The sequence below is a fragment of the Curtobacterium sp. BRB10 genome, assembly GCF_031844325.1.
GTDB lineage: Bacteria > Actinomycetota > Actinomycetes > Actinomycetales > Microbacteriaceae > Curtobacterium > Curtobacterium poinsettiae_A.
Genome location: NZ_JAUZVA010000001.1, coordinates 228,502 through 251,991, shown reverse-complemented (window position 1 = coordinate 251,991; position 23,490 = coordinate 228,502). Strand labels below are relative to the sequence as shown.

Genomic DNA, 23,490 nt, shown 5'->3' with positions numbered 1-23,490 from the left:
GGCGCACCCCTCGCACGGTGCGAGGCTCGCACGGTGCGCACGCGCCCGGGTCAGGCCGTGCGGCGATCCCGACGGCGGGGCTTCGGCCCGTCGTGGGACCAGGCGGACGACGGCAGCAGGCTCGGCGGCAGCAGGCGCGACCGCACGACGCGCACCGTGGGGACCGAGGCGTCGAGAGCCTCCCGAGCGTCGCGGACGTGCCGCTCCAGCGCCGGAGTGTCCACCGATGCGGCCCCGTCGGCGGCGAAGCGTTCGCGGTCGACCGCGTCGACCGCGGCCTCCAGGTGCGGTACGACCGACCCCGGCAACCCGGGACGCAGGCGTCCGAGCACGGCTCGGGCGGTCCGGGCCACGGCGGCGGCGTCACCCGGCGGCGCGAGGCCCGGGGCGTACCCGTGGTCGGCGACGTCGTCGAGCAGCTCCCGCCACGCCTGCACGGCGGGCGACCGTCCGGCGGCGATCGCCGCCAGTCTCGACCGACGACGAACGGCACGGACGAGGCCCGGGGCGACGAGGACCGCGAGCACGAGCAGCAGGCCCACGAGCAGCCCGACCGGTCCGCCACCACCGCCGGTGCCGGATGCACCCGCGGCACCCGGCGCCGGGGACGCCGACGGGGTCGGTGACGCGGATTCCTCCGCCGGGGTGGTCTGCTCGGGTGCCGGCAGCGGGGTCTCCGGTGCCGCCGCGGTCGGCGAGGCCGAGGGCTCCTCGGACGGCGCGGCCTCGTCGGAGTCGGGCGTCGGCTCGAAGGCGACCCACCCGGCGCCCTGGATGTACAGCTCGGGCCAGGAGTGCAGCTGCCGGTTCGACACCGCGTACTCGCCGTCGGGCTGCGGCGACCCGGCCCGGTACCCGACCGCGATGCGCGAGGGGATGCCGAGGGTGCGGGCCATCACGGCCATCGCGGACGAGAAGTGCACGCAGTACCCGTCGCGGACCTTCAGGAACGTCGAGACGACGTCCATGCTGTCGCCGTCGTAGCCCTGCTCGACGGGGGCCGTCTCGGAGTACGTGAACAGGTCGCTGCGGAACCACTGCTCGAGTGCCCGCGCCCGCCCGTAGTCGTCGGTCGCGGCTGCGGCGACGCGGGTGGCGGTGGACGAGATGTTGGCGGGCAGGTCGTCGGGCAGGGCGAGGTCGGTGCGCAGCTGCTCGCGGCTGGGCTCCCGGAAGCCGCGGCCGTCGGAGCGGGCGAGCACCCCCGAGGCGGCGACCGCGTCGAGGTAGTCGTTGGCGAACGTCGAGGCTCCGTAGACCTCGTACATCGCACCGCGGGCCGTCGCGGCACCCGTCGACCGGACGGTGCTCGAGTTCCCCATCCACCGCCACTGCGACAGGTCGAGGTTGGTGGACTGCGACTCGATCGACACCGCTCCCGACGGCACGGGCAGGTAGGTGCTGGACAGCCCGGTGATCCGGACCGTCACGTCGCCGCGGCTCGCCAGGCGCGGGTTGACGCCCTCGGCCCACTGCTGCTCGTCGGCGGTGTCGGCCTCGGCCGCGTTCGTCACGGTCGGCACCCAGTCCCCCGTGCCGAACTCGTCCAGGTCGGCGAGCTTGAGGTACTCGGGCTGCCCGTCCGACGAGCGGTACCGGAACACCTCGAGCTCGCTCGGACGGCGCAGGTCGTTGCCGAGTTCGAGCAGGGTGCCGGGCCGTCCGGCCTGGATCGGCGACTGGATCGCACCGGTCACGCCGGACAACCAGCTGGCGTTGAGCGGCACGATCGTCGGCAGCCCGATGGCCACGACGAGTCCGATCGCCCCGACGACCGCGGCCGGCAGCGCGCGCTGCACCGGGCGGACGGACAGCCAGAGCAGGGCGAGGAACGCCACCGCCGTGGCGATGACGAGCGGGGTGCCGGCGGGCTGCCCGGTGATGACACCCGGCACGATCAGGATGACGAGGGCGGGGGCAGCGGCGAGCGACGGGATCCGCGCGATGGCGGCGAGGAACAGCGAGACGGCCGCCACCCAGCCGATCGACGCGGTGACCACGAGCCGGATCGCGTCGGTCTGCGGCAGTGGTGCGGGGTTCAGGCGGATCGCGGCGAGCGTCTCCCCGAGGGCCCCGTCGGCGTCGAGCCACCCGAGCGGTTGGATGTCGTTGACCAGGGCGGCGGCGCACGAGCAGGCGATGACCGTGCCGACCAGGACGACGAAGCGGATGCCGGGCGTCTGCCGGCGCACCGCGAGCATCACGGCGACGAGCACGGCGACCACGACGACGCCCGATGCCCACCAGGCGATGCCCTGCACGAGCGGTCGGATGGCGAGCGCAGCGAGGAGCACGGGCACCGGCGCGAGGGCCACGACCCAGGCGCTCGGCACGTCACGCAGGTCGTCGTCGCGGTCGAGGATCTCGCGCACGTCGGCACGACCACGCGCCGGTGCGCGCACCCCGGTCACCGGGCGGCTCCGGACGGCGTCGCGCCGACGACCGGCACCACGAGGGTCCGCCAGCCGCCGCGGTCGAGGATGCCCCGCACGGCCGGGTCCGGCGGCACGATCGTCGCCAGGATGCCGCGGCTCGAACCGCTGGTCGCGCTGACGAGCTCGGCGGCTTCCTCCGCGGTGCAGGTACCCGTCACGACGGCGGTCATGCCGTGCACGTCGCGGCCGCGAACCTCGGGCAGGACGTCGGTCACCTGTCGCGCGTCGGAACGGAGCCGGACGTCGGCGAGCCCGACGAGCACGTCGGTCAGCCCGCCGACGTCGCCCGCGTGCCGGGTCGCGCCTTCGGGGCCGTCGAACACGAGCACGACACGGGAGGTCCGGGCGGCGAGCGCGCGGGCGACACTGGCGGCCACCACGACGGCGTGCTCGAAGGCCTGGTCGCCGCCCAGGTCGGAGAGCTCGGCGAGGTCCTCCCGACCGAGCCGCTGGTAGGACTCGCGCCGGACGTCGAGGGCGATCACGGCCTCGGGCGGCTGGGCCTGGGTGGTCTGGCGGACGTGGAGTTCCCCGCGCCGGGCGCTCTGGGCCCAGTGCACCCGGCGGATCGGGTCCCCCGGTCGGTACGGGCGGAGTTCGCTGTCGTCGGCGGAACCACCCTGTCCGACCCGGCCCTCGTCGGCCGAGACCGCACCGGCGAGCGCGCCGGCATCGATCGCCCCGAGGGGTGCCGAGGCCGGGACGACGACGACCTCTTCGACAGGGACGACCGGACGGTCGATGCGGAGCAGACCGAACGGGTCCTCCACCCGGATCGTCACCGGACCGACCAGGGTTCGACCACGGTGCATCGCGATCGCCTCGACGTCGAGCACGGCCGGCGGCCGGTTCGGCCCGACCTCGGCGTAGGTCTCCGCCTCGGCAAGGCTGGCGAAGGCGTCCTCGAGCTGTTCGCGCACGAGCAGCGTCGCCCGCGGGCCGATCCGCAGACTGGTGCTGCCGAGGGTGATGCGTTCCCGGTAGACCTCCCCCACCTGGACGATCGCCCGAGCGGTGCTGCGGCTCCCGCGGAGCGGGGTGGCGACGACGAACGCCATCACGATGCCCAGCACGACCAACACGAGCAGCAGCAGGCCGGCCGTGACGGCGACGCTCGTGGTGCCGACCAGGCCGCCGCCGACCAGGCCGATGCCGACGGCGATGACCGTCCAGCCCCGGATCGTCGGACGCGGGAACGGTGTCCGGCGTGCCAACGACAACCCGCGGCGGCCGAACCGAGCCGCCGCGGACCGCGCGGCACCGACGCGTCGCAGCAGCGACGGCGGTGCCGATGGACCGGCCATCAGGAGCGGACGGGGGTGGCCGTGAACGGGACGGCGGTGTCGGAGACGATGCGGACGACGATCTCGCGCACGGTGTCCTCGCCGGTGCCGCCGAGCCCACGGGCGACCGGCACGAGCCGGTGCGCGAGCACGATCGGGGCGAGCGTCGCGACGTCGTCGGGGGTGACGAACGGGCGGCCGAGCAGTGCGGCGTGCGCACGGGCTGCCTGCGCGAGGTGCAGCGTCGCGCGGGGGCTCGCACCGAGCACGAGGTCGGGGTGGGTGCGCGTCGACCGGACGATCGCGATGATGTACGCCTCGACGTCGGGTGCGATGTGCACCCCGGCGACGGTCTCGATGATCGCCCGCAGCGTGCTGACGTCGACGATCGGCCGCAGGCGCGCCAGCGGGTCGCTGCCGCCGCGGTTCGCGAGCATCTGCCGTTCGGCGTCGACGCTCGGGTAGCCCATCGCGATGCGCGCCATGAAGCGGTCCCGCTGCGCCTCGGGCAGCGGGTACGTGCCCTCCATGTCGATCGGGTTCTGCGTCGCGACGATCATGAACGGCCGGTCGAGCGGGCGCGTGACACCGTCGACGGTGACCTGCGACTCCGCCATCGCCTCGAGCAGGGCCGACTGGGTCTTCGGGCTGGTGCGGTTGATCTCGTCGCCGATGACCACGTTCGCGAACACCGGGCCGGGCGAGAACCGGAAGGTGCCGGACGACTGGTCGAAGATGTTCACGCCCGTGACGTCAGACGGCAGCATGTCCGAGGTGAACTGGATGCGGTTCACCGACCCGCCGACCGAGGCGCCGAGCGCCTTGGCGAGCACGGTCTTGCCGACGCCGGGGACGTCCTCGACCAGCAGGTGCCCCTCGGCGAGCATCACCGTCAGGGCGGTGCGGATGGCTTCCGCCTTGCCGTCGATCACCGTGGCGACGGAGGCCACGATGTCGTCGCCCACCGCCCGCACGTGTTCGAGCGGGAAGACGGGGTCGGTCGGCTCCGGCACGCAGGGCTCCATCGTCACGGGACAGGTGTCGTGCATGCTACATCGGGCCGGTGACAGCACCCGGTACGGGTGCACGGACTGGTCGTTCCGCGCACCGGTGGCCGATCCGCGTGTGGTGGGTCCGGGAGGCACGACCCACCACACGCCGATCCGTCACCTCGGCGCGGAACGGCCCACGCGCCTCCAGGCAGTACCCGGGTCACCTGACGGACGGTCAGGACCGGGGCGCCAGCGCCGCGTCCGCGGCGCGGAGCACGCGCGCGGCGACCGCGACCCCGTCTTCGCGTCCGAGCTCGGTGTCCTCGTGCTCGATGTTCACCCACATGTCCGGGTCGATCGCACGCAGGGCCCCGAGGAACGTCGTCCAGTACGCCTGGTCGTGGCCCTTGCCGAGCGCCACGAAGTCCCATGCCGACGGCTTCGGCCACTCGTTCGCCCACTCGTCGCCGCCGAGGTTCGTGCGCGGCTCGTCGGGTGACAACCGGCGGAACGAGTTGTCGAGCACCCCGTTGATCGCGGCGTGCGGGTTGATCCGGACGTCCTTCGCTGCGGCGTGGAACACGAGCGGCCCGAGGTCCTGGACGACCGCCACCGGGTCCATCTGCTGCCAGAACAGGTGCGAGGCGTCGAGCTCGACCCCCACGTTGGTCAGCCGGCCGCGCTCGACGAGCTCCCGGATCGACGCCGGGTTGAACACGAGGTTCTGCGGGTGGAGCTCGAGCGCGACCTTGACGCCGTGCTCCCGGGCCAGGGCGTCGATCTCCTGCCAGAACGGCACCGCGACGCTCCACTGGTGTTCGAGCACGTCGAGCGCGGCCGAGTTCCAGGCGTTCACGATCCAGTTCGGCCGGGTCCCGCCCGGCTCGCCCGCGGGCAGTCCGGACATCGTGACGACGCGGTCCTGCCCGAGGCGGGCGGCGAGGCGGATGCTGCGCCGGACGTCCTCGGCGTGCGCGGGGCCGATCGCGGGGTCGGGGTGCAGCGGGTTGCCGTTGCAGTTGAGCCCGGCGATCGAGACACCGGTCCCCGCGAACTGCGCGAGGAACGCGTCACGCGCCCCGTCGTCCTGCAGGATCGCGTCGATGTCGGGCACGTGCACCGGGGGCAGGAACCCGCCGGTGTTCAGCTCGATGCCGGTGAGGCCGTTGGCGGCGATGACCCGGAGCGCGTCGGCGAGGGGCCGGTCGTGCAGGATCGCGTTGTAGAGACCGAGTTTCATGCCGTCACTGCTTCCTTGATCGTCTCGGTGGCGCCCCCGGCAGCGGCGGACCGTGCCACCGCGTCGAGGACCTCCATGTTGTGCACGCCGTCGTCGAACGTGGCGTTCGCGGGCAGGGCGTCCGGCACGGTGCCGGACAGCCCCGCGATCTCGTCGAGGAACGCCCGCGCCTGGTACTCGAACATCTGGTTCTGCCCCCAGCCGACGCCGGGGGCGTCCATCGCCATGCCGCCCGCGACGTAGGGGTGGTCCGGACCGAGCACGACCTGGCGGTAGCCGCCCAGGCGCGAGCCGTCGGACAGCAGCGCGAGGCCGATCTCGGAGGCGCGCTCCTGGTCCCAGCGGGCGGCGCCGCGCTCGCAGAACACCTCGATGACGAGGCCGTTCGGGTGCCCGGCCGCGACGCGGGAGGCCTCGAGCGACCCGACGACCGTGCCGTCACCGAAGCGTGCGCTGAACGTGGCGTAGTCGTCGTTGCCGACGGCAGCGGTCTCGCCGGTGAGCGGGACGGCCTGCCCCCGCAGGGCGTGCCCGGCGGCCACCGGTCGCTCGGTGATCGACGTGGTGAACGTCCCGCCGCTGACGCTCCGGACCGGGCCGGCCAGGAACTCGGCGACGTAGGACAGGTGCGAGCCGACGTCGGCGAGCGCGCCGGACCCCGGCTCCCCCGCGAAGCGCCACGAGAACGGGACGTCGGGCGAGGCGCCGTAGTCGGTCCAGTACCGGCCGGAGACGTGCAGGACCCGGCCGAGCGTGCCGTCCTCGACGAGCTCCCTGATGGCCGCGAGCCCGGGAGCCCGGCGGTAGGTGAAGCCGATGCGGCCGAGGACTCCGCGCTGCTCGGCCTCGGCAGCGGCGGACGCCATCGCACGGGCATCGTCGAGCGAGTCGGACAGCGGCTTCTCGCAGAGCACGTGCTTGCCGGCGGCGAGCAGCCCCTCGACGATCTCGCGGTGCAGGGTGTTCGCGACGACGACGCTCACCACGTCGATGTCGTCCGCCGCAGCGATGGCCCGCCAGTCGGTGTCGTGCCGCTCGTAGCCGAAACGCCGTGCGGCCTCGGCGGCGAGGGGCTCGTAGACGTCGCCGACCGAGACGAGCCGGACCGCCGGCAGGGTCGAGGTGAAGAGGGAGGGCGCGTTCCGCCACGCGGCCATGTGGGCCTTGCCCGCCATGCCCGCACCGATGACGGCGACGCCGATGCTGTCGCTCATGTTCTCTCCTTCGAGAAGGTCGCTGAATTCCGTTTCTGGAACGTTCCAGAACGTGTCAGTAGACTGTAGTCGCACCCGCCCATGTCCTGTCAAGCACCGTGCCGGAAAGGCTCAGCGTGACCCCTCGCCCGCCGACGATCATCGACGTCGCCGCACGCGCAGGCGTCTCGAAGTCCCTGGTGTCGATGGTGATGCGGGAGGACCCCGGGGTCTCCCCCGCCCGCCGCTCGGCGGTGCTCGCCGCCGTCGCGGAGCTCGGCTACCGCCCGAACCGCGCCGCCGCGATCCTCGCCGGCACCCGGACCCGCACCATCGGGGTCATCGTCGACGACTTCCGGAACCCCTGGTACGTGCCGATGCTCGACGGCATCCGCGAGGCCCTCGCCCCGCACGGACTCCGCCTCACCCTCGCCGACACCCGGGCCAACGCCCACCTCGACTCGTCACCGTTCGACGACCTGGTCTCCCTGCGGGTCGACGGCGTGGTGCTCGCCGCCGAGGGGTTCCCCGACGTCGTCGTCCCCGCCGACACCCCGGTCGTGGTCGCCGGCGCGCGCGAGGACGTCCCCGGCGGACTCGACGTGGTCGCCTCCGACGAAGCCGCCGGCGGGCGGTTGGCAGCGGATCACCTGATCGGCCTGGGTCACCGCCGCATCGCCCACGTCACCGGCTCGGGAGGCCCGGCTGCGCTCCGCCGCGAGGCCACCGTCGCGCAGCTGGTCGCGTCCGGCATCGAGCCACTGGTCTACGGCTCCGGCCCGACCTCGGAGACGACCGGCTACGAGGGCATGCGGCTCGCACTGCGGGAACACCCCGACCTGACCGCGGTGTTCGCCGCGAACGACGTCATGGCGATGGGCGCGATCGCCGCCGTGCAGGAAGCCGGACTCCGCGTGCCCCACGACGTCTCCGTGATCGGCAACGACGAGACCCCGCTCGCCGCCTCACCCCTGCTGCGCTTGACGACGGTCGACCCGCACAACGACGAGGTCGGGCGCCTGGCCGCCTCGCGGTTGGTCGAACGGATCGGCGCGGCAGCAGGGGTTCCGGCAGAGCCCATCAGGACACTCGTGCCGCCGACGCTCGTCGTGCGGTCGACGACGGGGCCGCCGCGCGCCTGAGTGGTGACCGCACCGGGGGCCGGTGCCGGCGTGGCGGAGGTGCGCCGGGCCTCCAGGCCGGGTGCGAGGTGACCCGGGGTCAGACGCGCGCGCCCTCGAGCCGCTCGACGGACTCGGCCAGGTCGGCGAGCTCGGGGACCTCGCGCGCCTCGGCGAGGGCGCCCTCCAGCGCCTCGGCGTGGATCGGCGTCGCACGCTCGAGCAGGACCTGCCCGGCGTGTGTGAGCTCCGTGTAGAGCCCGCGACGGTCATCGGCGCACAGAACGCGGGTCAGCAGGGCGCGCTCCTCGAGCCGGTTCACCAGCCGGGTGGTCGCGCTCGGGCTGAGGGCGGCCGCGCGGGCGAGCTGCTGCATGCGCATGTGGAAGCCGTCCTGGCGGCGCAGGGCATCGAGCACCGTGAACTCCACGACGGACAGGTCGACCTGGCGGAGCGCCCGCTCCAGGCGCGTCTCGATCAGGCCGTGCAGCGCCGCCAGGGTGCGCCAGCCGTGGGCGCGGACGGCGGTGGAGGTGTCGTCGACGGACATCGGGGCTCCTTCGGTCGGTGCAGACGGCAACAGTTGCTTGCGCGGATACCCCGCGTGTGCAACTATCGATATCCCGCGTCTGCAACAACCAGCGTACGCGGCACAGCTGCACAACGGAAGGACATCCATGCCCGCGGGACTCATCGCCCTCGCACTCGGCGGATTCGGCATCGGCCTGACCGAGTTCGTCATCACCGGCCTGCTGCCCGAGGTGGCGGCCGACTACGGCGTCACCGAGACCACCGCCGGCTGGCTCGTCACCGGATACGCCCTGGCGGTCATCGTCGGGGCCCTCGGGCTCACCGCCGCGACCACCCGACTCCCCCGCAAGCCCGTCCTGCTCGGGCTCCTCGTGCTGTTCGTCGTCGGCAACACCCTGTCCGCGATCGCCCCGACCTACGGCGTGATGATGACCGGCCGAGTCATCGCCGCCCTGTGCCACGGAGCGTTCTTCGGCATCGGCTCGGTCGTCGCCGCAAACATGGTCGAGCGGTCCAAGCGCGCCTCAGCCGTCGCGCTGATGTTCACCGGGCTCACCGCGTCGAACGTGCTCGGCGTGCCGTTCGGCACCTTCCTCGGCCAGGCCGCCGGCTGGCGTGCGACGTTCTGGGCGATCGCGGCCATCGGCGTCGTCGCCCTGATCGGCGTGCTCGTCCTCGTCCCCGCAGTCCGCTCCACCGAGGTTCCGTCCCTCGCCCGCGAGCTCGGCGCCTTCCGGTCCGGGCAGGTCTGGCTGTCGCTCGGCATGACCGTGCTCGGCTACGGCGGGATGTTCGGCGCCTTCACCTACATCGCGTACACGCTGACCTCGGTGTCCGGGTTCCCGTCGTCCGCGGTGCCGTGGCTGCTCATCGTGTTCGGCATCGGGCTGTTCGTCGGCAACTTCGCCGGGGGCAAGCTCGCGGCCCGTTCGATCGATCGCACCCTGCTCGTGGTGCTCGTCGTGCTGACCGTGGTGCTCGCGGCGTTCGCCCTCGTCGCGACCTCGCCGGTGCTCACCGTGATCGCCCTCGTGCTGATGGGGGCGTTCGGGTTCGCGACCGTGCCGGCCCTGCAGACGCGGGTGATGCAGTACGCCGACCACGCACCGACCCTGGCGAGCGGGGCGAACATCGCCGCGTTCAACCTCGGCAACGCGCTCGGGGCCTGGATCGGCGGCCTGACCATCGCCGCCGGGCTCGGGTACACGTCGCCGATCTGGGCGGGGTCGGGGATCACCCTGGCAGCCGTGGTGCTGACGCTCGTGGCGATGGCCGCGGTGCGCCGGGGGCGCGCGGGAGTGCGGACCACGACGACGGGGAGCATCGCGACGGTCTGATGCGAGCGCTTCGGGCACCAGAAGCGCCGAAAGCCCGGTCCGATCGGACCGGGCTTTCGTGCTGCAGTTTGCACCGCAGTCTTCAACACTGCGGAGACGGAGGGATTTGAACCCTGTCCCGAGCCATTTACATGCTTCTCACTCATGCTCATGCGTTGCAATTGCTGGCGTCGATCATTGCGAAACGCCGCCACGCCCCTCATGCTTCTCTGGAAAGTGTGTGCGATTCGTTCGGCCCTGAGGAGGTCGTAACGCCTACTTGTCGATGCGCGCGACGTACTCTCGCAGCTCGAAGAGGAGCGTGTCCTTGTCCTTGCCTGTGGCGTCAGCAAGCTGGTCCAGCAACCAGCGGTGGGTCCAACCTGATCCGACGAAGAGGGGGTCCATGTACAGGTCGAGCGCGTCGTCGGAAGTCAGCCGAGCGACCACCACGCCGGCATCATTGAGGGACGTCACGGTTGCACCGAACGCACGAGCATTCGTGTCGTGGTCGGCCGCGGGGTCGTACCCCGATACCAGGTCGAGAAGGATGTTGGCGGCTTTACCGTTGACTGACATGAGGTGACCCTACCGAGTCCGCGTCAGCTGATGGGCGAGCGAAGAGCATACCCCTGCCGCTGCTCCCCCGGCTCGAAGTCCACACTGTCGGTCGCGGCGTACAGCTCTTCGCGCAGCTTGGCGACGAGCCGCTTCTGGGTCGGCTGCAGAACGTCGAGTGCGCGACGAGCGACGCTGGTGGCCTGCCGCAGCCTGTCCAACAGATCTCGCCGCTCGAGGAGGTTTGCAGAGCGCTCTGCACCTGCGAACGATCTGAGTCGATCGAGGCGTGGCCGTTCACGCTTCTCGAACCGGGCCCGGACGTCGTCCGGCGACAGGTGATGGTCGACGCCGTCGGGCCCCGTGCTGACCGTGCCGTCGATCAAGTCCTCGTTCAGCTGCTGCTCTGCCTACTTGATTTCGCGCAGGCCCCGGTGCGGGTAACGGGCGGCTGCGGCGCGGGCGACCGGGACGGTGGTCGACCACGGTACGAGCAAGCCGTCCGCGCTATTGAGGGTCGGCGCCGCAGTGAGGGCGGCCGGCGATAGGCCGACAAGCCCCGCAAGCCGACCGACGTCGTGGACCGTCGTGGTGCCGGAAGTGTCCGCGTTGTACTCAGCGATGTCGAGCGCACGAGTAGGAACAGCACCTGATCAGCTGCGGACCGCTCATCCTTAGAGGGCGACGCGCGACGGAGGGCGAGCATCTTCCGTTCTTCGGCGATGTACTCGTGACGCTCATCCAACCGAACCTCGCGACGGGTCGGCGAGACTCACTCTCGCTTGCCCTCCCACCGGTCCGCGACAAGTTCCACCTGCACCTTCTTGTCGCCGACCTTCACGACTGCAGCTTCGTGGAAGGTGGCGGACGACCGCGCGATTCGGTAAGCCCACCGCTGCCCACGCGGAAGTTCCATCAGATCCGCCATGATCGGCATCGTCGCTCAGATACGGCTTGGACACTAGCGATGTCCCGTGACTCGCGCGACCGCGGCGTTGGGGAGGTAGGACGGGATCTGTGCCATACGATCAGGTCAGTGGGCAGCAGGGACGTGTGGCGGCACGTTCCGCGCCGGAAGGAACGACCATGACCAACACCGAGTCGCGTGCAATGAGGCACGATGACGGGTTGCTCTGAGATGGGACACCCCAGGCTCACTCTCGAGCAGTTCGAGGCGCTGTACGACGCTCTCCTCGCAAACGCGGATCGTCTGTGCCGGGATGCCGAAGTGCTCCTTGCGGCGGGCAGCGTCGGGCGTGCGAACTCGCTCGCCATCCTCGCGCTTGAGGAGTCAGCGAAAGCGATCGACCTGCACGAGATCCGGGCAGACGCCGCCCGCCGGTCCCTGACCGAACCCGAGCTCGACGCGCGCTTCTGGTCCGAATGGACGAAGCACATCCCGAAACTCAAGCGGGTGAGGCGCTTCCTCGTCAATGAGGACTACTGGTTCGGGTCACCGCCACCTCCGCACGACCTCCTGCTCGGCCCTATCGAGGACTATTTTGCCGACCTGGACCGGTATGCCCGCGAGGGCAACGCGACGAAGATGGCCGGCTTCTACGTGGATGTCGACCATCGAGGCAAGCTTCTCGAGCCACGCAAGGGCGAGGGTGACGATGTCGACGTGCCGGCAGTCATCGCCCTCGTGGAGCAGATCGGGTGGCAGATCCGCCAGGGTGACCACATCGTGTTCCGGCGGTATCAGAGCGAGATCGAAGCCTTGGGCGACCGGTCCGCGTTCCGGCTCTGCGCCTACTCCGGCGAACAGCAAATGGCTCGCATCGACTCGCCCGGGTGGGAGGCCTACAGACGATCTCTGCAGGCGCTATGGGCAAGCCTTCATGGCGAGGACACCGAGTAAGCGAGACCCGTCACCGTCGGCCGTCCAGCTCTCATCGGCGCCGGCTCAAACCTCTTCGCACCCGCGGTATGCCTCAAGAAGTGACTTGACAACGATCACCGGACTTCTCGCTGTACTTGCGTTGACACCGCAAGCCCGCCCGAGAAGGCGGGCATTCTGCGTACTAGGCGAGCGAATCGCCTCAGCCCCTTCTCCTGCGCTTCGACGCTCCTGTCCCAGGTGTTGGTAGAGGTGCGTTCTTCGAGATCCAGGTCGCGCGTTGTTTGTTCGTGCCAGCGCGAACCAGGTCGCCGCAGACGAGTAGCAATGCGGCGAGGACCGCAGCGACCGGCACGGCGATCCACAGCCACCACCAGAAGCTCAGGGCCGGGTTGATCAATGGCTGCAACATGAAGAGCAGACCGACATAAGTGAACAGGACTAGGAGCCAACCAAACACCTGGGATGCCCAGAACAGGGCGGTGCCGAGTTGCTGGCTTGGCCCGCGCTGACGGAAGTCCATTCGCTGCGCCAAATCCAAGATCATGCGATCCAGCACGATCCGTTGATCTGAGGCTGGAGCGACGTCCTTCGCGAGCGTGATCAGTCGCTCAAGTCGACGTTCCCTACTCCTGGAGGACAGCCCACCAACGATGGCGGTGAAGGCGGTGACGACCACGCCAGCGACAGCAGCAGCCGATGCCCAGTCGAATTCCTCTAGATCGATGTTCACCGAAGTATGTTAGCGATCGCTCAGCTTTTCGATGCGTCGGGATATCACCCCCTTTCGGGATGGGGCTGTCGGAGCCACTTCGGGTTGGCTCCGACAACATGGTGGTAGTCCATCACCGCGGACCAGCAAGGCGCGTACGAGTTCCCCGTCCCCGCTGGCACCACCGTGCCCCGCCAGGAAGGACAACCCGCATGACCCTCGCCCGAATCCGCGCCCTGCTGAAGCAGCACGGCCACAAGAGGACCGCCGAGATCGATCGAATCGACGTCAAGCGGGCGCTCGGCGCCGTCACCGGCGTCGACGTGATGTTCCCGGACGGGGCCGTCGTGTTCCTGCCCGTCGAGGAGGCAAGTGCCTGACGACTGGTGGACGAGACAACAGCCCTGCGAGCGCCTCGGCATCCTGCCGCGCCGAGCTCGGGGACCTCCTTAGTCTCAATGCCCGCTGGCCGTCGCGACCGTAAGGGCAAGGCCGGGCATCGAACCGAGGGCGCCTGCCACCGAGGGCCACCACAGATTTCTTGCTAGGTCCGACCACTTGTCCTTGTGCGCCTCGTCGGTGGACTGCGCCGAAGCGCCGAAGAGAGCGACCCACAATCGACGTCCCGCCTCGTCAAAGTCGAAGCGCTGCGCCAGCTGTTCATCGTCTAAGGCATTCTGCATCTCACGGATCAGACGACCGAGGTAAGTCCGGAGTAGATCGCTGACTGACTCGTCCTGCTCCAGAAGGGCTGTCGCCTCCAGGAGCACGTTCCGGAGAGACTCGCGCTCAGCCTCCTTCAGCGGGGGCCGAGTGACCGCGAACCACGACGCAAGTCCTTCGAGGTGGTCCATGATCGCTGACGGGTAGAGCTCCTCCGGGTTTCCGGCAGAGCCCCAGTTCGTCGGGTAATTCATCGCCAAGCGCCTCCACCATGGCAGGTACTTGCGGTACATGGCGACTGGGATGCCAGCCTCATCGAGAGAGTCCAGCCCGATGCGAATGTCTTCAACGTCCCTGATCGCTCGCAGGTGCGCCTCGATCCCGTCAGGGTCCTCGAGCGCACGTACATCTTGCACCGACCGGTTGCCACCGTGATGCTCAGATTTCCAGAGCACGAACTGGTCATGCAGCGACTTCGCCGGGTTCATCTAGGCATCGTAACCATGTGGTGGGTCGGGGAGGACGTGCGTGAGTACTCCGAGGGACGGCACGGCCACCGCGCCTACCGCCGCGCCCAGTCCACGCTCAAGCGCCGCACGGCCGCCGATAACCTGCCGTGCTGGTGGTGCTGCAACGCGATCGACACGACGCTACCCGACCTCGACCGCATGGCGTTCACCCCCGACCATCCGGACGCACTCGCGAACGGCGAACGCCTCGCCAGCCAACAGAGGCAGCCCATGCACCGGCACCGGCACCGCGACGCGAGCAAGGGCGATAGCGCCGACGTCGAGATCTGACCCGCGTCCTGACAGCACGAAGGCCGAGCACCGAAAAAATGCTCGGCCTTCCGCGCGCCTAGGCCTGCGACGTCGCTGCTTCGCTGCCGGGCTGGTCTCCGCCAGCTGCCGCGCGGTACGCACGCGCGAGCTTCTCGAGATTGTCGTAACGCGCGACGTTCGGAGCGAGTTTCGCGACCATGTCGAAGACCGCCTTCTGCGCGGCCATGCGAGCTTGCTCGACTTCTTCGGCTGTGGCCATGTGGATGCTCCTTTCGGTAGGTGAAGGGTGCTCGGATGTTACACACGCCGACCGACAGACAAGAGACGCCCGTGACCAGCAACACCAGCGGCCGCATCGGCACGATCATCCGCATTTCACTGATGATCGCTAGGGCGTGCGAGGGCAAGGATCGCGACGATCTGGTGTTCCCAAGCACGAACGGCTCCTGCGTGCGGTGCACGAGGGCGTCGAAGGGCAGCAAGTCCTGGTTCGTCTCTGCGCTCGCAAAGTGCGGGCTGGACCCCATGACGCCGCACGACCTTCGTCATACCGCCGCGTCGTTGGTGATCAGCTCGGGCGCAAACGTGAAGGCGGTGCAGCGGATGCTCGGACGCGCGTCCGCGGCGATGACGCTCGACGTGTACGCCGACCTGTTCGACGACGACCTGACGGCGTTGGCGGACGGCATCGACGACGCGGCGCGTGCAGCAGATGTGTTCGATCTGTGAGGCTCTGCCGCTTCCTGAAACGGCAGAAGCCCCTTCGTTCCGCGTGTTCATGCGGATCGAAAGGGCTTCGCGTGTGCGGAGACGGAGGGATTTGAACCCTCGGTCCCCTCAAAGGGGACTCCACCTTAGCAGGGTGGTGCACTCGGCCGGACTATGCGACGTCTCCAAGCACTCTCGCGAGCGCTGCGACCACCATACAGGAGGACCGCGCCACTCTCGACCCGACGCACACCCGCGCGTGGCACGACCCGTCACACTCGGTCCCCCGAAGTGGGGACACGTGGGGGTTGTCGGGGCGTACCCCACTGCATAGCATCATCGGGACGCGGCAATCACGTTCCGGGGCTCGTCCCCGTCGTCGCGACACAGCACCCGACGTCGTTCCCCGTGCGGGCCCGGCGCGCCCGATCGCGTGGCGCCCGGCGGGGAGCGACTTCCTCCGGGGGCGCGGCCCACCACCGCGCCCCCGCTTCTGCGTTCCGGGCGGGCACCTCCCGAGCCGAGACTCGTCTCCGCGGACAGTTCGCGGGTGCTGCAGGCCGCAGAGAGTCCGCGCAGCCGGGACTCGGGGACGGCAGGCGAGCAACCGCCCGCCCGCGCCTCAGTACCCGAACGCCTTGGAGCAGGTCTGCTGGTCGGCGGACTGGCCCTCGAGCCCGTCGATGGTCTCGGGCGTCGCCGATGGGGTGCGCGGTGCGGCGGACGACGGCGCTGCCGGGGTCACGGGCTCCGGCGCGGCGGCCGGTGCCGACGGTGCAGCAGTCGGCTGCGTCGGGCTCGTCTGCGTCGGCTTCGTCTGCGTCGGCTTCGTCTGCGTCGGGTTCGTCTCGGACCCGATGCCCGTACTGTCCGCCCCGAGGGAGAACGACTGGTCGGCCTTGATCTTCGCGAACAGCCGGTCGGCCAGGTACGTCGTCGGCTCGACCTTGCCCTCGTAGACGCCGGTGCCGCCCGTGGTGCCCGGGTACTGCACGAAGTTCACCTGTGCCAGCGGCAGGTCGCGGAGCGCCAGGCCCATCTGCACCATGGTCCCGATGTCGTTGAGGCTCTGGGACAGCTGCATGTTCGACGCCGCCGCCCGGGCCAGCTTGTACAGGCGGGTCGGCGAACCGAGGGTGTCGTTCGACTTCACGGTGCGGAGCAGCGACGACAGGAACACCTGCTGACTGGAGATCCGACCGAGGTCCGACCCGTCGCCGACCCCGTGCCGGGTGCGCAGGAACGCCAGGGCCTCGTCACCCTGCAGGGTCGATGTGCCGGCCGGCAGGTTCAGCCCGGTGTACGAGTCGGTGATCGGCTGGGCGACGCAGACGGGCACGCCGCCGATGGCGTTCGACATCTCGATGACACCCTTGAAGGACACCGCGGCCGAGTACTGGATGTCGAGACCGGTGAGCCCGGCGACGGTCTGGGTGACGCAGTTCAGGCCGCCCTCGCCGAACGAGGTGTTGATCGGCTGCGCCGCCATCGCCGGGGCTGTGCCCGTGCCGTCGGTCTTCTTGCAGGCCGGGATCGGCGTGACGAGGTCGCGCGGGATGCTCACCGCGGTCGCGTTGGTGTGGTCGGCCGAGACGTGCAGCAGGATGTTGACGTCGTTGAGGGTCGCATCGCGCTCCCCGAAGGCAGCACTCTGCTCGGGGTCGTTGTCGGTGCCGACGACGAGCATGTTGAACCCGCCCTTGAAGGCGCTGATCGGCTTCGCGCCGCCCTTCGCCTGCGGTGCGGGCTGGCCCTGGATCTCGACGCCGTCACCGAGGTCGTCCGTGACCTGCTTCGCCGCGATCGCCGTGACCGAGACCGAACTCACCAGGGCCACTGCGACGACGGCGGAGACCGTCTTGGCAGCGGTCGCGAAGGGGCTCGAGCGCCGCAGACGTCCGTGCCGTGCGATCCCGGACGCTCGGTTCAAGCGGTGGGATCGATCGCGGACGTCGTTCACGGGCACTCCTGTCGTCGGTGGACACGCCGGGGACGGCAACCGGTCAAGGCTGCCACGACGTTGCCTGACGATCCAGTGCAAGGGACACCGGTACCGCTCGCTGCTCCGTGCCGCGACCTGCGGATCCACGGCGGTCGGCGCGGACCTGAGCGGATCCGCAGCCGGCGCCGGTTCAGGCCGACACGACCACCCGGAAGCGGTCCGGCAGGGCGATCAGCGCGGTCGACAGGTCGAGGAGCGCCGCGGCACAGTCGTCGAGGTCGTCTCGCTCGGCGGCGTCCACGGCCCGCTCGACGATCTCGACCCGGCGTCGCCGGTCGACCACGGCATCGATCCCGTTGGCCAGGGCGACGTCGTCGGTGAAGAACATGTCGAGCACGATGCGCTGCGACAGCAACCAGTCGCCACTGACGGACGACCCGCGGCGCCGCAGGTACCAGGCCCCGAGTTCGACGAAGGCACCGGCCTCGGTCCAGCACTCGCGCAGCCACACCTTGTCGAACCGGTCGTGGTACCCGACGGAGTTCGACGGCGGATCGACGAGCAGGGCCTGGGCGATCCGCAGTCGCTCGATCATCTGGTCGACCGACCACTGCGAGATCACGACACCGACGTAGCGCTGCACAGTGGCCAGCTGCAGGGACTCGAGGGTCACGAGGGCTTCGCGCACGGGCGTCCGTGACACCCGCATGTCCGATGCCAGGGTGTCGAGCCGCAGCCGCTGCCCGCGGCGGTACTCCCCCCGCAGGACGCTGTCGAGCAGTCGCAGGAACACCGCGTCGCGCAGCAGACTGCGGCGCAGGTCGCGGGGATCGAGGCCGCCGACGCCTGCTCGGACGGGGGTGTGCTCCATCAGCCCAGGGTCACGCACGGGCGGCACCCCCGAGGCGAGGGCGGTCGCTGCCGTGGATCGTGGTCGCAGGTGTCGCGCTGTGGAGGAGTGCCATGCAGGCACAGTGGCAGCGCTGCGACGGCGGCGCTAAACACTCTGAATACAGAATGTCAGGCTGCCGCCGCGGGGCTCACCTGCGGTCGGACTTCGCGTCCCCGGTGAGCACCGAGAGTGGTTGGGTGACGTCCTCGAGCCCCTTCCGCGCGGCGTCGACCCCGAACACCAGGGCGACCACACCGCCACCGATCATCACCGCGGATCCGAGCAGGTACCCCCAGAACAGCGGCTCCCGCGACGACCCGTCACCGATGAACGCACCGTAGATGGCCGGTGCGACCGCACCGAAGATCTGCGCGAGGGCGAAGAAGTACGAGATCGCCTGCGACCGCAGCTCGAGCGGGAAGATCTCGCTGACGGTCAGGTAGGCGCTCGAGGCACCGGCCGACGCGAAGAAGAACGAGACGCACCAGAACGCGACCTGCACCGTCGCCGAGATCGCGTCGGCCTGGAACAGGAACGCCGACGTGGCGAGCACGAGGCCGGACACCAGGTACGTCAGGAAGATCATCTGGCGACGACCCCAGGTGTCGAAGAAGCGTCCCAGGATGATCGGGCCGAGCAGGTTGCCGATCGCGAACGGGAAGAAGTAGACCGCCGTCTCCGCCGTCTTCAGGCCGAAGAAGTTCGTGAGCACCAGGGCGTAGGTGAAGAAGATCGCGTTGTACAGGAACGCCTGCGTGATCATCATCGTCGCGCCGACGAGTGTGCGGGTCGGGTACTGCTTCAGCAGCACGCGCGCGATGGCCAGGAACCCGACGCGGTCGGTCGGCGTGACGGTCATCGCCTTCGACTGGTCGACCTCGGGCAGGGGTCTGCCGGTCGCCTGCTCCACCGACGCCTCGATGCGGGAGACGGTGGCCTCGGCCTCTTCCTCGCGCCCGTGCGTCATCAGCCACCGCGGACTCTCCGGGATGTGGCGTCGCAGGAAGATGATCGCGATGCCGAGCACCGGGCCGAGGAAGAAGCCGATGCGCCAGCCGATGTTCTCGGCGAAGTACGACGTGTCGAGCAGGTAGATGTTCGCGAACGCGCCGAGTGCGGCACCGCCCCAGTACGTGCCGTTGATGGCGATGTCGACGTGCCCGCGGTACTTCGCCGGGATGAGCTCGTCGATCGCCGAGTTGATCGCCGCGTACTCGCCGCCGATGCCCAACCCCGCGACGAACCGGAAGGCCGCCAGGAACCAGAAGTCCTGCGCGAGGCCCGCGATGCCCGAACCGATCAGGTAGATCGCGAGCGTCAGGATGAACAGCTTGCGCCGCCCCAACCGGTCGGACATGCGCCCGAACACCAGGGCACCGACGACCTGGCCGACCAGGTAGATCGTGCCGAGGGACGTCACCTGCTGCGTGGACAGGTCCAGGTCCGCCTGGAAGCCCGCGTTCGAGACGATCTGGATCTCGAGACCGTCGAGGATCCAGGACACGCCGAGTCCGACGACGACGCTCCAGTGGAAGCGGGTCCACGGCAAGCGGTCCATCCTGGCGGGCACCAGGCTCTTGATGGTTGCGTTCGCGCTGCTCACGAAAGGGGACCGTACGCCGAGATCGCCGATGTGGTTCAGATGCGGAACGAGGAACCGGGGGCGGAGCCGGATCCCCCTACTTCGAATCCGGCTCCGTCGCCGGGATCTCAATGATCGCAAGTGCGATGGAAACCCACAAGCGGACGGGAGGCGCGGGGCGGGCCCGCCACGAGCCTCCCGTCCGCATCTGGTCGCCGTCGCGAACGCGGCGTAGCGTCGGAGAGGTGACCCGACCTGACATCCGCACGGTCGGCGAGCTCCGCACCTCTGGTCACGTCCAGAAGACGGTCCGCGCCGAGATCCGCGACAACCTGCTCACCGCCCTGCGCCAGGGCACCGATCCGTGGCCCGGCCTGCACGGCTTCGAGACCACCGTCATCCCCCAGCTCGAACGCGCCCTGATCGCCGGCCACGACGTCGTCCTGCTCGGCGAGCGCGGCCAGGGCAAGACCCGGCTGCTCCGCACCCTGCAGGGCCTGCTCGACGAGTGGACGCCGGTCATCACCGGCTCCGAACTCGGCGAGCACCCGTACGAACCGATCACCACCGCGAGCATCCGGCGTGCCGACGACCTCGGCGACGCTCTGCCGATCAGCTGGCAGCACCGCGACGACCGCTACGTCGAGAAGCTCGCGACGCCGGACACGAGCGTCGCCGACCTGATCGGCGACGTCGACCCGATGAAGGTCGCCGAGGGCCGCAGCTTGGGTGACCCGGAGACCATCCACTTCGGGCTCGTCCCCCGCGGGCACCGTGGCATCGTCGCGATCAACGAGCTGCCCGACCTGGCCGAACGCATCCAGGTCGCGATGCTCAACGTGATGGAGGAGCGCGACGTCCAGATCCGCGGCTACGTGCTGCGGCTGCCGCTCGACGTGCTCGTCGTGGCGAGCGCGAACCCCGAGGACTACACGAACCGCGGCCGGATCATCACGCCGCTGAAGGACCGCTTCGGCGCGGAGATCCGCACGCACTACCCGATCGAGCTCGACGACGAGATCGCCGTCATCCGGCAGGAGGCCCAGCTGACGGCCGCGGTCCCCGACGCCCTGATCGAGATCCTCGCCCGGTTCACCCGCGCACTGCGTGGTTCGAGCGCCGTCGACCAGCGCAGCGGTGTGAGCGCCCGGTTCGCGATCGCCGGTGCCGAGACGGTGTCCGCGGCCGCGGTGCACCGCGCAGCACGCCAGGGCGAGGACGAGGCGGTCGCGCGGCCGATCGACCTCGAGACCGCGGTGGACGTCCTCGGCGGCAAGATCGAGTTCGAGAACGGCGAAGAGGACCGTGCCGACGAGGTCCTCGAGCACCTGCTCCGCACCGCGACCGCCGAGACCGTGCGCTCCCGCTTCAGGGGCCTCGACTTCGCGGTGCTCGTGGACGCGCTCGACGGCGGCACGATGGTGACCACGGGCGAGCAGGTCAGCGCCCGGGCGTTCCTCGAGGGCCTGCCGTCGATCGGCGAGTCCGACCTGTACGACCAGGTGTGCGACCGGATGGGTGCCACGAACGACGGCGAACGCGCCGGCGCCATCGAGCTCGCTCTCGAGGGCCTGTTCCTGGCCCGACGCATCAGCAAGGAGTCCGGCGGGGGCGAAGCCGTCTATGGCTAGGCAGAACCGACGCCTGACGCGTGACACCCGGTACGGCCGGTACACCGACGGACCGGACCCGCTCGCCGCCCCGGTCGACCTGGCCGAAGCGCTCGACGCCATCGGACAGGACGTGATGGGTGGCACGTCGCCGGAGCGCGCGATGCGGGAGTTCCTGCGACGCGGGGGCCGGACGCAGCGCGGGCTCGACGACCTGGCCCGCCGGGTGGCCGAGCGCCGCCGTGAGCTGACGAGCAGGAACAACCTCGACGGCACCCTGCAGCAGGTGCGCGAGCTCCTCGACCAGGCGCTGCTCGCCGAACGCGGGGAGCTCGCCCGCAACGTCGACCTCGACGACGGCGACCGGGCCCTGGCCGAACTGCAGCTCGACAGCCTGTCGCCCTCCCCCGCCGCCGCGGTGCAGGAGCTCGGCGACTACGACTGGACGAGCCCGACCGCGCGCCAGAAGTACGACGAGATCAAGGACCTGCTCGGCCGCGAGGTGCTCGACCAGCGATTCGCCGGCATGAAGCAGGCGCTCGAGGGTGCCACCGACCAGGACCGGGCCGCGGTCAGCGCGATGATGCAGGACCTCAACGCCCTGCTCGAGGCGCACGCCCGCGGCGAGGACACCCAGCAGCAGTTCGACGACTTCATGGACCAGCACGGGGAGTACTTCCCCTCGGACCCCGCGAACGTCGACGAGCTGCTCGACGACCTGGCGGCCCGCGCGGCGGCGGCGCAGCGCATGCGGAACTCGATGACCCAGGAGCAGCGGGACGAACTCGACGCCCTCGCCCAGCAGGCCTTCGGCTCCCCCGACCTGATGGGGCAGTTGTCCCAGCTCGACGGCAACCTGCGCGCACTGCGTCCCGGCGAGGACTGGGGCGGGTCGGAGCGCATGGAGGGTGAACAGGGCCTCGGGCTCGGCGACGGCACCGGGGTGTTCCAGGACATCGCGGACCTCGACGCCCTCGCCGACCAGCTCGCGCAGTCCGGGCCGGGCTCGGAGCTCGACGACCTGGACCTCGACGCGCTGTCCCGGCAGCTCGGCGACGAGGCGGCGGTCGACGCGAAGACCCTGCAGCGCCTCGAGCAGGCGCTCCGGAACTCCGGGGCGATGCGTCGCGGTGCCGACGGGCAGCTCCGGCTCACCCCGAAGGCGATGCGGCAGCTCGGCAAGAGCCTGCTCAAGGACGTCGCCCAACGGATGTCCGGTCGCCAGGGCGCGCGGGACCTCCGTCGTTCGGGCGCCGCGGGCGAGCCCTCGGGGGCGTCGCGGCAGTGGGCGTTCGGCGACACCGAGCCGTGGGACATCCCCCGCACCATCACGAACGCCGTGGTGCGGACGGCGGCCAGCGGTCGACAGGGAGCCGGTGTGCGCCTGAGCATCGAGGACGTCGAGGTGCAGGAGACCGAGGCACGCACCCAGGCCTGCGTCGCGCTGCTCGTCGACACGTCGTTCTCGATGGCGATGGAGGACCGCTGGGTGCCGATGAAGCGCACCGCCCTGGCGCTGCACACCCTGGTGTCGACCCGGTTCCGCGGCGACGACCTGCAGCTCATCGCCTTCGGTCGCGAGGCCGAGGTGATGGACGTCGAACAGCTCGTCGGTCTCGACGCGATGTGGGACAAGGGCACGAACCTGCACCACGCCCTGCTGCTCGCCAACCGGCACTTCCGCAAGCACCCCACGGCCCAACCGGTGCTCCTCATCGTCACCGACGGCGAGCCGACGTCGCACCTCGAGCCGAACGGGCAGGTCTGGTTCGACTACCCGCCCGACCCGGTGACGATCGCGCTGACCGTGCGAGAGCTCGAGAACGCCGGACGCCTCGGCGCCCAGACGACGTTCTTCCGGCTCGGCGAGGACCCGGGGCTCGCCCGGTTCGTCGACGCGATGGCGAAGCGGGTGGACGGCAGCGTCGTGGCGCCGGAGAACGACGACCTCGGGGTCGCCGTGGTCGGCTCGTACCTCGGCTCGCGTCGCGGGGCCGGCGGCGCGCTCCCCCGCGACGACTGGGGGCTCTGAAGCCAGCACGAGACGGACGGGAGGCCCGTGGCGAGACCGCCACGGGCCTCCAGTCCGT

General features: G+C 70.3%; 23 protein-coding genes and 1 tRNA gene. 8 read left to right on the top strand and 16 right to left on the bottom strand.

All coding sequences use genetic code 11. The annotated features are described in order from the left end of the window. Positions 1-50: 50 nt before the first annotated feature. From Q9R26_RS01270 to Q9R26_RS01250, 5 genes are all read right to left on the bottom strand, one after another. Positions 51-2,411 (bottom strand): transglutaminaseTgpA domain-containing protein, encoded by a 2,361-nt coding sequence (locus Q9R26_RS01270; RefSeq protein WP_311226340.1) that lies wholly within the window; start codon positions 2,409-2,411, stop codon positions 51-53. Further along, the gene (locus tag Q9R26_RS01265; RefSeq protein ID WP_311226339.1) at positions 2,408-3,739 is read right to left on the bottom strand and encodes a DUF58 domain-containing protein; all 1,332 of its coding nucleotides are present in this window, start codon (positions 3,737-3,739) and stop codon (positions 2,408-2,410) included. Before Q9R26_RS01265 ends, Q9R26_RS01270 begins: the two co-directional genes overlap by 4 nt. Then, entirely contained in the window at positions 3,739-4,743 is a 1,005-nt protein-coding gene (locus Q9R26_RS01260) for an AAA family ATPase (protein WP_311226570.1), read from the bottom strand. Before Q9R26_RS01260 ends, Q9R26_RS01265 begins: the two co-directional genes overlap by 1 nt. Positions 4,744-4,945: 202 nt before the next feature. Beyond that, on the bottom strand, positions 4,946-5,950 hold the full coding sequence (locus Q9R26_RS01255; protein WP_311226338.1) for a sugar phosphate isomerase/epimerase: 1,005 nt from the start codon (positions 5,948-5,950) through the stop codon (positions 4,946-4,948). Beyond that, positions 5,947-7,164: a Gfo/Idh/MocA family oxidoreductase gene (locus Q9R26_RS01250; protein WP_311226337.1), complete on the bottom strand. Its 1,218-nt coding sequence runs from the start codon at positions 7,162-7,164 to the stop codon at positions 5,947-5,949. The genes Q9R26_RS01255 and Q9R26_RS01250 overlap by 4 nt, the downstream gene beginning before the upstream one ends. Before the next feature lie 116 nt (positions 7,165-7,280). Between Q9R26_RS01250 and Q9R26_RS01245 the strand changes: the two genes are divergently transcribed. After that, positions 7,281-8,285 carry a LacI family DNA-binding transcriptional regulator gene (locus Q9R26_RS01245; RefSeq protein ID WP_311226336.1) on the top strand — a complete coding sequence of 335 codons (1,005 nt, stop codon included), beginning with the start codon at positions 7,281-7,283 and terminating at the stop codon, positions 8,283-8,285. A gap of 79 nt (positions 8,286-8,364) precedes the next feature. Here the strand turns inward: Q9R26_RS01245 and Q9R26_RS01240 are convergent, their stop codons facing one another. Further along, positions 8,365-8,814: a MarR family winged helix-turn-helix transcriptional regulator gene (locus tag Q9R26_RS01240; protein ID WP_209134084.1), complete on the bottom strand. Its 450-nt coding sequence runs from the start codon at positions 8,812-8,814 to the stop codon at positions 8,365-8,367. 127 nt (positions 8,815-8,941) lie between these two features. Here Q9R26_RS01240 and Q9R26_RS01235 point away from each other — a divergent pair, with 127 nt between their 5' ends. Next, complete coding sequence (locus tag Q9R26_RS01235; RefSeq protein WP_311226335.1) at positions 8,942-10,132, top strand: MFS transporter; 1,191 nt, start codon at positions 8,942-8,944, stop codon at positions 10,130-10,132. A gap of 255 nt (positions 10,133-10,387) precedes the next feature. Here the strand turns inward: Q9R26_RS01235 and Q9R26_RS01230 are convergent, their stop codons facing one another. The 3 genes from Q9R26_RS01230 to Q9R26_RS01220 form a co-directional block, all read right to left on the bottom strand. Then, on the bottom strand, positions 10,388-10,690 hold the full coding sequence (locus Q9R26_RS01230; protein WP_209134088.1) for a hypothetical protein: 303 nt from the start codon (positions 10,688-10,690) through the stop codon (positions 10,388-10,390). A gap of 23 nt (positions 10,691-10,713) precedes the next feature. After that, positions 10,714-11,055 (bottom strand): hypothetical protein, encoded by a 342-nt coding sequence (locus tag Q9R26_RS01225; protein ID WP_311226334.1) that lies wholly within the window; start codon positions 11,053-11,055, stop codon positions 10,714-10,716. A gap of 386 nt (positions 11,056-11,441) precedes the next feature. After that, on the bottom strand, positions 11,442-11,597 hold the full coding sequence (locus Q9R26_RS01220) for a hypothetical protein (protein WP_209134092.1): 156 nt from the start codon (positions 11,595-11,597) through the stop codon (positions 11,442-11,444). Positions 11,598-11,789: 192 nt separating this feature from the next. Here Q9R26_RS01220 and Q9R26_RS01215 point away from each other — a divergent pair, with 192 nt between their 5' ends. Then, positions 11,790-12,530 (top strand): AbiV family abortive infection protein, encoded by a 741-nt coding sequence (locus Q9R26_RS01215; protein WP_311226333.1) that lies wholly within the window; start codon positions 11,790-11,792, stop codon positions 12,528-12,530. Between the two features lie 181 nt (positions 12,531-12,711). Here Q9R26_RS01215 and Q9R26_RS01210 read toward each other — a convergent pair whose 3' ends face one another. After that, positions 12,712-13,242 carry a hypothetical protein gene (locus tag Q9R26_RS01210; protein ID WP_209134095.1) on the bottom strand — a complete coding sequence of 177 codons (531 nt, stop codon included), beginning with the start codon at positions 13,240-13,242 and terminating at the stop codon, positions 12,712-12,714. Between the two features lie 191 nt (positions 13,243-13,433). Here Q9R26_RS01210 and Q9R26_RS01205 point away from each other — a divergent pair, with 191 nt between their 5' ends. Beyond that, on the top strand, positions 13,434-13,601 hold the full coding sequence (locus Q9R26_RS01205) for a hypothetical protein (protein WP_209134097.1): 168 nt from the start codon (positions 13,434-13,436) through the stop codon (positions 13,599-13,601). Between the two features lie 75 nt (positions 13,602-13,676). Here the strand turns inward: Q9R26_RS01205 and Q9R26_RS01200 are convergent, their stop codons facing one another. Further along, on the bottom strand, positions 13,677-14,372 hold the full coding sequence (locus Q9R26_RS01200; protein ID WP_311226332.1) for a hypothetical protein: 696 nt from the start codon (positions 14,370-14,372) through the stop codon (positions 13,677-13,679). A gap of 36 nt (positions 14,373-14,408) precedes the next feature. Between Q9R26_RS01200 and Q9R26_RS01195 the strand changes: the two genes are divergently transcribed. After that, entirely contained in the window at positions 14,409-14,684 is a 276-nt protein-coding gene (locus Q9R26_RS01195) for a hypothetical protein (RefSeq protein ID WP_311226331.1), read from the top strand. A 58-nt stretch (positions 14,685-14,742) separates the two neighbouring features. On the opposite strand, the gene Q9R26_RS01190 is transcribed toward Q9R26_RS01195, so the two are convergent. Continuing rightward, entirely contained in the window at positions 14,743-14,925 is a 183-nt protein-coding gene (locus Q9R26_RS01190) for a hypothetical protein (RefSeq protein ID WP_209134103.1), read from the bottom strand. A 71-nt stretch (positions 14,926-14,996) separates the two neighbouring features. On the opposite strand from Q9R26_RS01190, the gene Q9R26_RS01185 reads away from it, so the two are divergent. Beyond that, positions 14,997-15,395 carry a tyrosine-type recombinase/integrase gene (locus tag Q9R26_RS01185; RefSeq protein WP_311226330.1) on the top strand — a complete coding sequence of 133 codons (399 nt, stop codon included), beginning with the start codon at positions 14,997-14,999 and terminating at the stop codon, positions 15,393-15,395. 76 nt (positions 15,396-15,471) lie between these two features. Here the strand turns inward: Q9R26_RS01185 and Q9R26_RS01180 are convergent. The 4 genes from Q9R26_RS01180 to Q9R26_RS01165 form a co-directional block, all read right to left on the bottom strand. Next, a tRNA-Ser gene (locus Q9R26_RS01180) sits at positions 15,472-15,561 on the bottom strand. 435 nt (positions 15,562-15,996) lie between these two features. Further along, positions 15,997-17,334, bottom strand: a complete 1,338-nt coding sequence (locus tag Q9R26_RS01175) for an LCP family protein (protein ID WP_311226329.1) — start codon at positions 17,332-17,334, stop codon at positions 15,997-15,999. A gap of 172 nt (positions 17,335-17,506) precedes the next feature. Next, on the bottom strand, positions 17,507-18,187 hold the full coding sequence (locus tag Q9R26_RS01170) for a GntR family transcriptional regulator (protein WP_209134107.1): 681 nt from the start codon (positions 18,185-18,187) through the stop codon (positions 17,507-17,509). Between the two features lie 169 nt (positions 18,188-18,356). After that, positions 18,357-19,811: an MFS transporter gene (locus Q9R26_RS01165; protein WP_311226328.1), complete on the bottom strand. Its 1,455-nt coding sequence runs from the start codon at positions 19,809-19,811 to the stop codon at positions 18,357-18,359. A gap of 224 nt (positions 19,812-20,035) precedes the next feature. Between Q9R26_RS01165 and Q9R26_RS01160 the strand changes: the two genes are divergently transcribed. Continuing rightward, positions 20,036-21,421 (top strand): magnesium chelatase, encoded by a 1,386-nt coding sequence (locus tag Q9R26_RS01160; protein ID WP_311226327.1) that lies wholly within the window; start codon positions 20,036-20,038, stop codon positions 21,419-21,421. Beyond that, positions 21,414-23,432 carry a VWA domain-containing protein gene (locus Q9R26_RS01155; RefSeq protein WP_311226326.1) on the top strand — a complete coding sequence of 673 codons (2,019 nt, stop codon included), beginning with the start codon at positions 21,414-21,416 and terminating at the stop codon, positions 23,430-23,432. The genes Q9R26_RS01160 and Q9R26_RS01155 overlap by 8 nt, the downstream gene beginning before the upstream one ends. Positions 23,433-23,490 lie beyond the last annotated feature (58 nt).